11 protein-coding genes are annotated in these 9,666 nt (G+C 53.5%); 1 reads left to right on the top strand and 10 read right to left on the bottom strand.

Annotated features, from left to right (window positions below):
• Nucleotides 1-29 precede the first annotated feature (29 nt).
• The 3 genes from ruvC to RCH87_RS09030 form a co-directional block, all read right to left on the bottom strand.
• A complete protein-coding gene (gene ruvC, locus RCH87_RS09040; RefSeq protein ID WP_306516375.1) occupies nt 30-599 on the bottom strand; it encodes a crossover junction endodeoxyribonuclease RuvC in 570 nt (189 codons plus the stop codon).
• A gap of 6 nt (nt 600-605) precedes the next feature.
• Nucleotides 606-1,361, bottom strand: a complete 756-nt coding sequence (locus tag RCH87_RS09035) for a YebC/PmpR family DNA-binding transcriptional regulator (RefSeq protein ID WP_306516374.1) — start codon at nt 1,359-1,361, stop codon at nt 606-608.
• Between the two features lie 153 nt (nt 1,362-1,514).
• Nucleotides 1,515-2,432, bottom strand: a complete 918-nt coding sequence (locus tag RCH87_RS09030; RefSeq protein WP_306516373.1) for an acyl-CoA thioesterase II — start codon at nt 2,430-2,432, stop codon at nt 1,515-1,517.
• Nucleotides 2,433-2,573: 141 nt separating this feature from the next.
• Here RCH87_RS09030 and RCH87_RS09025 point away from each other — a divergent pair, with 141 nt between their 5' ends.
• Complete coding sequence (locus RCH87_RS09025) at nt 2,574-3,050, top strand: DUF3817 domain-containing protein (protein WP_306516372.1); 477 nt, start codon at nt 2,574-2,576, stop codon at nt 3,048-3,050.
• Here the strand turns inward: RCH87_RS09025 and RCH87_RS09020 are convergent, their stop codons facing one another.
• From RCH87_RS09020 to RCH87_RS08990, 7 genes are all read right to left on the bottom strand, one after another.
• Nucleotides 3,051-3,578: a hypothetical protein gene (locus RCH87_RS09020; RefSeq protein WP_373690968.1), complete on the bottom strand. Its 528-nt coding sequence runs from the start codon at nt 3,576-3,578 to the stop codon at nt 3,051-3,053.
• Nucleotides 3,578-4,687 (bottom strand): glycosyltransferase family 4 protein, encoded by a 1,110-nt coding sequence (locus tag RCH87_RS09015; protein ID WP_306516370.1) that lies wholly within the window; start codon nt 4,685-4,687, stop codon nt 3,578-3,580. Before RCH87_RS09015 ends, RCH87_RS09020 begins: the two co-directional genes overlap by 1 nt.
• Before the next feature lie 9 nt (nt 4,688-4,696).
• Nucleotides 4,697-5,680, bottom strand: a complete 984-nt coding sequence (locus tag RCH87_RS09010; protein ID WP_306516376.1) for a phosphatidylinositol mannoside acyltransferase — start codon at nt 5,678-5,680, stop codon at nt 4,697-4,699.
• Nucleotides 5,681-5,694: 14 nt separating this feature from the next.
• Nucleotides 5,695-6,318, bottom strand: coding sequence for a phosphatidylinositol phosphate synthase (gene pgsA, locus RCH87_RS09005; RefSeq protein WP_306516369.1), 624 nt, complete (start codon nt 6,316-6,318; stop codon nt 5,695-5,697).
• The gene (locus tag RCH87_RS09000; protein ID WP_306516368.1) at nt 6,318-6,890 is read right to left on the bottom strand and encodes an HIT domain-containing protein; all 573 of its coding nucleotides are present in this window, start codon (nt 6,888-6,890) and stop codon (nt 6,318-6,320) included. Before RCH87_RS09000 ends, pgsA begins: the two co-directional genes overlap by 1 nt.
• Complete coding sequence (gene thrS / locus RCH87_RS08995) at nt 6,877-8,937, bottom strand: threonine--tRNA ligase (RefSeq protein WP_306516367.1); 2,061 nt, start codon at nt 8,935-8,937, stop codon at nt 6,877-6,879. Before thrS ends, RCH87_RS09000 begins: the two co-directional genes overlap by 14 nt.
• 185 nt (nt 8,938-9,122) lie before the next feature.
• The coding region (locus RCH87_RS08990) for a Dyp-type peroxidase (RefSeq protein ID WP_306516366.1) at nt 9,123-9,666 on the bottom strand (544 nt) is incomplete at its 5' end.

The raw sequence follows: 9,666 nt of genomic DNA, 5'->3' as shown, positions 1-9,666 counted from the left end.
GTTCCACGTAGCGATGCAATCATGGCAAACTAAGCGTCTTTCTCTGCAGGTTGAGGCTGGATTGGTTGCTTCTGTACCGACTGTTGCAACAGTCGTCGGCGCTGCGCAAGTGCAGGAGCACGCCAGCAATGGCAAATTGCTAGCGCCAACGCATCTGCTGCATCGGCTGGTTTGGGCGGCTCTGACAAACCCAAGATGCGGGTAACCATGGCGGTCATCTGCTTCTTATCGGCACGCCCATTGCCGCTGATAGCCTTTTTCACCTCTGAAGGCGTGTACATATCCACCGGCAATCCCCGCTCTGCGGCCGCAAGCACCAGCACGCCTACGGCATGAGCGGTGTGCATTACCGTTGACACATTACCGCGCTCGAATAGCCGCTCTATCGCGACGACATCAGGCTGATAATCATCGATCCATTCCGCAACGGCCCGTGAGATTCGAAGCAAGCGGTCAGTTAACGGGGCATCACTGGGCGTACGGATTACCCCAACTGAGACTGGGTAAATTGCACGCCCTTTACCTGACTGTACGACCGAGAGCCCACAGCGCGTCAACCCGGGATCGATCCCCATGACGCGCAAGCCTTCCAGGTTCATCAGTTTTTAGGCGTTGAGCTCGTTCAAGACTTCTTCGGAAACGGTCATGTTGGTGTAGACGTCTTGAACGTCATCGACATCTTCGAGTGCATCGATGAGCTTGAAGACTTTTTTGGCGCCTTCAGCATCGAGCGGGACATCGACTGAAGCACGGAAATCTTGATCCGAGTCTTCGACTTCGATGTTTGCTCCTTCCAAGGCAGTACGCACGGCAGGTACATCTGTAGGTTGACAGATGATCTCAAATTTTTCGCCGTGGTCTTTGACCTCTTCTGCTCCAGCTTCGAGTACCGCGAGCAAAAGCTCGTCCTCAGTCAGTCCGTCTTTTTTCTCAACCAAAACATAGCCCGTGCGACTAAACATATAAGCCACGGAGCCGGATTCACCCAGATTTCCGCCATTCTTACTCATCGCAGTGCGGACATCTGTGGCAGCACGGTTTTTATTATCCGTCAAACACTCAATCAACATGGCGACGCCATTCGGGGCATAGCCTTCGTACATCAGCGATTGCCAATCAGCGCCACCAGCTTCTTCGCCTGAACCACGCTTGCGGGCACGTTCAATATTATCGGCTGGCACAGAGGCTTTCTTTGCCTTTTTGATCATGTCATCCAGCGTCGGATTAGCTGCTGGATCGCCGCCACCGTTACGTGCGGCTACCTCAATATTTTTGACCAACTTAGCGAATTCTTTACCGCGCTTGGCGTCGTTGGCAGCCTTTTTATGCTTGTTGTTCGCCCATTTTGAGTGGCCTGCCATATCATTCCTTCCCACAGCAACATATGTGCTGGTGCAGCGTCGCACAGTATACGACGGTTCTTGATTAATGCTCAATGAAATTAACTTCGTCAATTATACGTGTCATGGCAAACTCCCCTGTGCTGCCTTCATACAACTACCGGGAATGGTGGGCTACCGGTGATCACGCACTAAGCCTTCTTGCGTGGCCATCGCAACGAGTGTGCCATCGCCACGATAAAACCGCCCCATCGCAAAACCGCGCCCGGCACCGGCCTCCGGGGACCATTGGTCATACAACAACCACTCATCGACGCGAAACGGTTCAAACATCCACATAGAATGGTCCAAACTAGCCATTTGTACGTGTCGTTTGGGCTCTAAGCTCGTCGTCGTCGACAGCAACGTGCTATCCGAAATATAGCTCAAGGCAGCTGCGTGAAAATTTGAATCATCAGGCACTTCTCCGTTGTAGCGAATCCACATGCTCAGCCGATTGCCGGGTGCAAAATTAGCGGCGACTTTCTCTTGGGGCACGACTAGACCGTCCCAATCACCGCTGTGCTCTAGAGTTTCTGACTCGCTGAAGTCGGCAAAAACCTCACGCGGTGTTGTGTCTGGATGGGGAACGCCAGGCATAGGGTGACCGTGAGTCGGCCCAGCATCGCCAGCACGGTGATAGCTCGCGCCTACTTGGCAAATTTCATCGCCCTTTTGGAAAATGCGCACCCGACGGTTCGAGAAGCTCCGCCCGTCGCGAACGAGTTCAACGAGAAGATCAACCCCTATTTTCGGGTCGCCGCCTTGCAAGAAATAAGTGTGCAGTGAGTGCAGGTGCTTGTGGCTCACTGTCGCATTCGCGGCTGCTATAGCCTGCCCGACGAGCTGCCCACCGTAGGTGCGGTCGGTTTTCGAGGATATCCACGGTGCATGAAACCACGGATCTGTCTGCGCTGACCGGCTATCCTCCCCGGAAAACGCAAGAACTGACTCGCGGTGCGAATTCACCACTTCCGCTAGATCCTGGTCATGAATTTCATGCGCAGTGATTTCATCGACGCGCAACACTCGAACAATTTCGCTCGCGCTCATTCAACTCTCTTTCGCTTGCCGACGAATAGTGACATTCGTTACAAGCATAGCGCATCCGTTTCACCGCAGCTCTGATCTCCAAACTCGGATCTGTGAACTCGAATCTGCAAACACAGATTGGCAGAAGCTACAGTAGCGAGGATGAAACCACACAAACTACACCGCTTGGCCGCGGCACTCGAAATGGCAACGTGGGCGCTGTTAATTCTCGGAATGGTTATGAAATATTCCGGAATTACCGAAGCCGTGGTTCCGATTACCGGCAGCATTCACGGTTTTGGATTCCTATGTTTTGTCGTGATGACGCTACTCATCTGGATCAACAACCGTTGGCCACTCGGCATTGGACTCACCGGATTACTCGTCTCCGTGGTTCCTTTTGCCGCCTGGCCATTTACCGTCTGGCTGGATAATCGTGGCTACCTCGAAGGTGGCTGGCGGTACAAGGACACTGACACGAATGAGAAGCCACGAGGACTTTTCAACCAGGCTTTGTACCAAGCTGTACAATTCCCGCTTCGCAGCATCATCGTGATTCTAATCATCGTGACAATAGTCTTTTCAGTTCTGTTGATGCTGGGACCGCCAGTCTCGGTCGAAGAAGTAATCAACGAATGATCAGCTGCGTGAAAATGATGTGTACTGGAAGAAATCTGGCAACGGTGCTCGCCCGCCAAGCCGAAAGGTTTTGACAAACGGGCGCAATCGCAGCCCACGCGTGCTCGCCACCGCTTCATTGTAAAAGCGGTGCGCTAGTTCAACGCGCACATCGGCGTCGACAAGCTCAGCATGCAATGTACCTGGATGAACATTTCGACCGAAATCATCAGGGTCGTCAGTATTGTCACGGGTGGCGAGACGAGTAAGCCGGTGGTTTACGGATGCTGATAATTCTCGTTCTGCATCTTCGCGCGAATCTAATTCCCCGTGGGCAAGCCTATTCCCCTCGGTGTCTCTCGCTTGCGCGGCAAGATCGGGAATTAATGCAGCTACCACGGCTGCACGCCGATCGAGCGCACCCTGCAACGATTGCAAAGCTGCATCGAGGCGAATATGTAGCCGGTGTAAGCGCTGCGCTGTGAAATAAGTCCACAGCACAGCACTCACGATAGCGACCAAAACCAACGCGATGAGAGCATCCAGCATCATTTTCCGACCTGCACCTTAGTCCCGTCAACGACGGTTTCATAGACCGTTTCCACTTGTGTCGCAACCGATTCCCAGTCAAAATTTTGGGCTCGCTGAATCCCCGCCGCAACAAGACGTTGCCGGTATTCAAAATCGTCGACAAGCATGCGCAACACACGAGCCAGGTCTGTGCTATCGCCGGTGCGAAAAAGTGCTCCCGCCGGGTTCTCGCTCGCGGCATCACAAACTACTTCGAATGCTTCCAGATCACTAGCGACAACTGCGCAGCCAGCCGCCATAGCTTCGACGAGCACAATGCCGAAGCTTTCACCCCCCAAGTTGGGTGCAACATAGATATCAGCCCGGCCCAGGATCGTCGCCTTGTCTGCATCGCTAACGCGGCCCACAAAATCCACCCCGGCAATATCTCGTTTGCGGCCGCCTCCCATGATCGTCACACGCACCGGACGATCAAGCTGTCGCAAGGAATCAAGCAAGATATCCAACCCTTTGCGCGATTCATCGAGGCGCCCAAGGAACACGATCTCGATCAACTCATCGTCATCGGCGTTCTTGTTGACCAGCGGTATGCGCTGTTTCGCGTACACAGAGGTATCTACCCCATTGGGGATCAACACGGGATCGCCGCCGAGCTGCTCAACTTGCCAACGCCGAGCCATCTCTGAGACCGCGATGCCAGCCCGAACTTTATCCAACATCGGACGCAAAATTGGCTTCGCCAGGCTCAATAGCAACGAACTGGCAGCAGAGGCATGATAAGTCGCAACGATTGGGCCTTGCGCAATACGCAGCACCGCCATGGAATAACTTGGCGAATTTGGCTCGTGCACATGAACTACATCAAATTGACCATCGCGGATAAAAGCCCTGACTATACGGCCAACGTGCAGGCCGGCAGAAAGACGCGCGACGGAGCCGTTATAGCGAATCGGAAAAGAATTACCACCCTTGACGACGAAATCTGGGACGTCCGTGTCATCGCCGGCAGGTCCCAACACCCGAACCGTGTGCCCTCGACTAATCAGGATCGTCGCGAGGTCATAAATGTGGGCTTGCACGCCACCTGGCTCGTCAAATGAATACGGACAAACTATTCCTATGCGCATCGCACAGCCTTAACAATCGTCAGCACGGTAGGCTTGCAAAGCTTCCAGCTGGGGCTGACTCATCCGTGCCGGATCCAGATCGCTCAACCAAACCGGTTGCAGCATGTGCCAGTCCTGCGGTGTACCCGCAATATTTTCTGCGAATGCATCAGCCAGACGTTGAGTCGTGGATTCGACATCCGTGACTGAAATCTCGTGGGTGGCAGCAAGGCCCCAGCTTGGCGATTCACCGTCATCCTCGCCCTGGTACCAAGAGTGCACTGCAAACAATGTAGCGCCAGTTTCGCGCGCGAGTACGGCAGGACCAGCCGCCATCGCAGCAGGTTCGCCAAAAAAGTCCACGATGACTCCTGAATTTTTCAGGTCGCGTTCACACAGCAGCGCAACTACCCCGCCATCATCGAGCACCTGTTTCAGATAATCAAACGGTGCTGTGTCGCCACCAGTCAGTGGGATGACATCGAAACCCATCGAATTGCGGTACTCAACAAACGCATCAAACAAGGATTCAGGCTTGACTCTTTCAGCAACCGTGGCGAATTGACCATAATGCGCGACAACAAAGGCTCCGGCCATATCCCAATTTCCTGTGTGCGGCAATGCAAGCACCACACCATTGCCTCGAGCATGCGCATCGTCGAAATCATCGCGGCCAGACACACCAGCAGCTAAACGTGCCGGCAAATTGCTTTCATACTGCATCGTCGGCAAACGAAATGCCTCGAGCCAATACCGAAAATAACTCCGCATAGAATCGCGCACCAACGACCGCGTCACGTTCTCGGCACCAACTACGCGTGTGAGGTTCTTGCGCAATTGTTCTGGGCCTTTGCCATTACGACTCACGAGATCCGCGAGTCTGTCAAAACTCCACCGCGCGAATGGTAGAGGCAGACGGCGAACGATTGACCATCCTGCGAAATAACCGTAGGCGGCTAGATTTTGCTGCACGCTGTCCCGGCAAAACTTCTGGGTTGAAAAACGGGTTTTCATCTGTGCAAACAGTGTCATGCGGCAGCCTTTCTTTCGCTGGCATCAAGGCGACGCGCCAGGGCAATACGTTGATACACCGTAAACAATGATCCTGCGGCAAGAATCCAGATCGCTACGTCAATGGCATAAGGCACACCGAGACCTTGCAAACCAACCCCAACAAGACCGATGATTAGGCGTTCCGGGCGTTCGATCAAACCACCGACCATTTTGAGCCCAGAGGCTTCACCACGCGCCTTCACATAGCTGATGACCTGGGAAGAAACCAGAACGATGAATGACGCGACCACGAGCACCTTCGGGGCATCATAGTCGTAAATCAGCCACCACGTAATCGCCGCGAACAACGCACCATCCGTAATACGGTCGCACGTGGCATCGAGCGTAGCGCCAAATTTGCTCGCACCGCCTTTGAGGCGCGCCATCGTACCGTCAATCATGTCGAAGGCTGCAAAAGCTCCGGATAAAACGGCAGCCCAAAACAAGAACCCAGCAGGAATCAGCACCACGGCGATCGCTGTAGTGACGATCGCCCCGATTACTGTCACCATATTCGGGGTGAGGCCAGCAGCGATAGCCAACTTGGCGACAGGCTCTACGAATACTGCCGCTGGTTTACGGCCATGAACGCTCAGCATTAGTGGCAGTTAGCTCCCTTTTCGTCGGCAAGTTCTGCAGAAATTTCTTTCCATCCTTCGGCCAGGATAGTGCGCGTATCAGCTAAAAGCTCTGGCAACACTTTGGTTCCGTCAATAATGGTGAGAAAATTTGCATCTCCTTGCCATCGAGGAACGATATGAGCATGCAAATGATCCCGGACACTGCCTCCGCTGGCGCCACCCAGATTCATACCGACGTTGATGGCATGTGGCTTCGAGACCTTTTTCAGGACACGAATCGCCATCTGAGTGAATTCCATAAGCTCCTGTGATTCCGCCGCATCGAGGTCTTCCATGTTCGCTACTTTGCGGTATGGAACGACCAACAAATGACCGGCGTTATACGGAAACAGGTTGAGCAAAACAAAAACTTTGTTTCCGCGTGCCACGATTAGGCCATCTTCGTCAGATTTACGTGGCGCATCCAGAAAGGGATCAGCGCTTCGTTGTGTGAGATAGGCCTTTCGATATGGAGCCCAGAGGCGTTGCAATCTATCTGGCTCACCCGCACCGGAATCTACCCAGGTAGCGTCATCTTTATCGTGTGCCAAAGGTCTCCTTAGAAGGCGCGTCGTTACGGCGTTGCGTAATCCATTCTCGAATCAGCTCGACTGCTTCCTCAACTGCCACACCGTTGAGCTGCGTTCCATCTAAGAACCGGAACGACACTGCCCCGGCTTCAACGTCACGGCCGCCCGCCAGGAGCATAAACGGAATTTTACCCGTGGTGTGGTTGCGAATTTTCTTCTGCATCCGGTCATCAGAGGTGTCAACATCAGCTCGGATGCCAAGAGCTCGCAACTTCGCGGTAATGTCTTCGAGGTGTGGCACGAATTCGTCGGCGACTGGGATGCCCATGACTTGTTGAGGTGCCAACCAGGCTGGAAATACACCAGCGTAGTGTTCCAGCAAGACTCCAAAAAAGCGCTCGATGGAGCCGAACAGAGCACGGTGCACCATGATCGGACGCTTTTTGCTTCCATCCGGGGCTGTATATTCCAGCTCAAAGCGTTCCGGCAGGTTAAAATCAAGCTGTACCGTCGACATCTGCCACGTACGTCCAATAGCATCCCGGGCCTGCACTGATATCTTCGGCCCATAGAATGCCGCGCCTTCTGGATCAGGCACGAGGTCTAGTCCTGAAGAATCAGCAACGCGTTGCAAAATCGAGGTAGAACGCTCCCAAATCTCGTCGGTGCCCACGAATTTTGCTGGGTCTTTCGTCGAAAGCTCTAGGTAGAAATCGTCCAAGCCATAATCCCGCAACAGCGAAATAATAAAGTCGAGAACTTTACGCAACTCATTTTCGAGCTGGTCTTCCGTGCAATAGATGTGAGCGTCGTCTTGCGTGAAGCCGCGAGCACGCGTCAAACCGTGCACTACTCCCGACTTTTCATAGCGGTAAACAGTACCGAACTCGAAAAGCCGCAACGGCAATTCACGGTAGGAACGACCACGCGAAGCGAAAATCAAGTTGTGCATCGGACAATTCATCGGCTTGGCATAGTAATCCTGGGCTGGCTTCGTGACGTTGCCCTCAGCGTCGAATTCGCCATCGAGTTGCATCGGAGGGAACATTCCCTCAGCGTAAAAATCTAAGTGCCCGGATTTACGGAATAAATCGCCCTTGGTTAAGTGCGGAGTATTGACGAACGAATAGCCCGCAGCGATATGCCGTTTGCGAGAAAATTCCTCCATTTCCATGCGCACGGTCGCGCCGTTCGGATGGAACACAGGAAAGCCCGAACCAATTTCGTCAGGGAATGAGAAAAGGTCGAGCTCTGCACCAAGGCGACGGTGATCACGCTTTTCGGCTTCTTCCAGCATCGTTTGATAAGCCTCAAGAGCCTCCGGGGACTCCCAGGCGGTGCCATAGACACGTTGCAGGTCTGCTTGTGACTGATCACCACGCCAATAAGCAGCAGACGCACGAGTGAGACTGAATGCTGGGATATATTTCGTCGTCGGGATATGCGGCCCACGACAAAGATCTGACCACTCAACATCACCAGTGCGCGGATTGAGATTGTCGTAATAGGTCAGCTCACCCGCGCCGACTTCCGTTGCCTCGTCAGAATCCGGGTCGACATTACCTTTATCGGCAACAAGCTCGAGCTTGAATGGCTCGTCGGCAAGCGCTTTTTCCGCTGCGTCGGTATCGGAGAAAACGCCCCGCGCGAACCGCTGACCGGTCTTGATGATCTTCTTCATCCGCTTTTCGATCTTCTTCAGATCGTCCGGCGTGAATGGCTCCGCCACTTGGAAATCGTAGTAGAAGCCATTATCAATTGCGGGGCCGATTCCAAGTTTGGTACCTGGGAATTCTTTTTGTACGGCTTGCGCCAACACATGTGCGCACGAATGCCGAATCACTCCGCGACCTGCCTCAGAACCCGCAATGACAGGGAAAAAATCACCATCTTTTTCGGGCACGTGACTGAGGTCTTTTAACGTGCCTTCGGTGTCTTGCACACAGACAACAGCTTCAGGCCCTTTATTCGGGTACCCCAAGTCTTTCATCGCGGTGCCAACTGCGGTGCCAGCGGTGACGCGGAAAGATTCAGTTGGGTTTGCCAGTGGCTCAAGTGCATGGACCATGAAAGGGTGCGCTCCTTTGCGCTCATAGGCTGCGGCATACCTGGCCGCAGCCTGAGAAAACTAGTTACTGCGCCATTTTAGCGCTTCGGTACACACTCACCATAGCTAGGCCCACTAACTCTCATCCCATCCATGCCAGCGGATGAAATAGAACGTAAAAACAACTCAGAACTAACCTATACTCTTCAGGATTCAAGGAGTGATTGTCCCCAATATTCATCGCGTGCATGGCCTTCTGCATCGGTACCTGGTGGGATTGCCCACACAGAAGAACCGATATGTGTAATCCACTCATTCAAACGGTCTACCTCATCCAATCGCTGCTGGATGGGAATAAACTGTTTACGCGGATCCTGCTGGTAGCAGATAAAAATCAATCCGGAATTCGAAAGTTGACCATCACCCGGTTCTGGGGGCAAGTCGTAGCTAAACGGACGGCGGAGGATTTTCTGTTCAGGCTTATCCTCCGGGTGATGTGCCCGAGCAATATGGCTAGTGGGATCGATGACGGGTAGCCCAAATTTATCGCGCGCAGAAAAATCCGGATCATCGTGTTCGTCGTTACCAGTCAACGGCGCCCCAGAATCTAGTTTGCGGCCCATGGCATTTTCGCGTGACCCGCGATCCAATTTCTCCCAGGTATCTAGATTCATCCGAATTCTGCGTATGACCATCGCGCTGCCGCCACGTACCCACTCAGGATCAGCGGAATCTTGCGGGATAAACACC

The organism is Corynebacterium sp. (genome assembly GCF_030826625.1).
Lineage (GTDB): Bacteria > Actinomycetota > Actinomycetes > Mycobacteriales > Mycobacteriaceae > Corynebacterium.
This window is presented reverse-complemented; position numbering and strand designations above follow the sequence as displayed.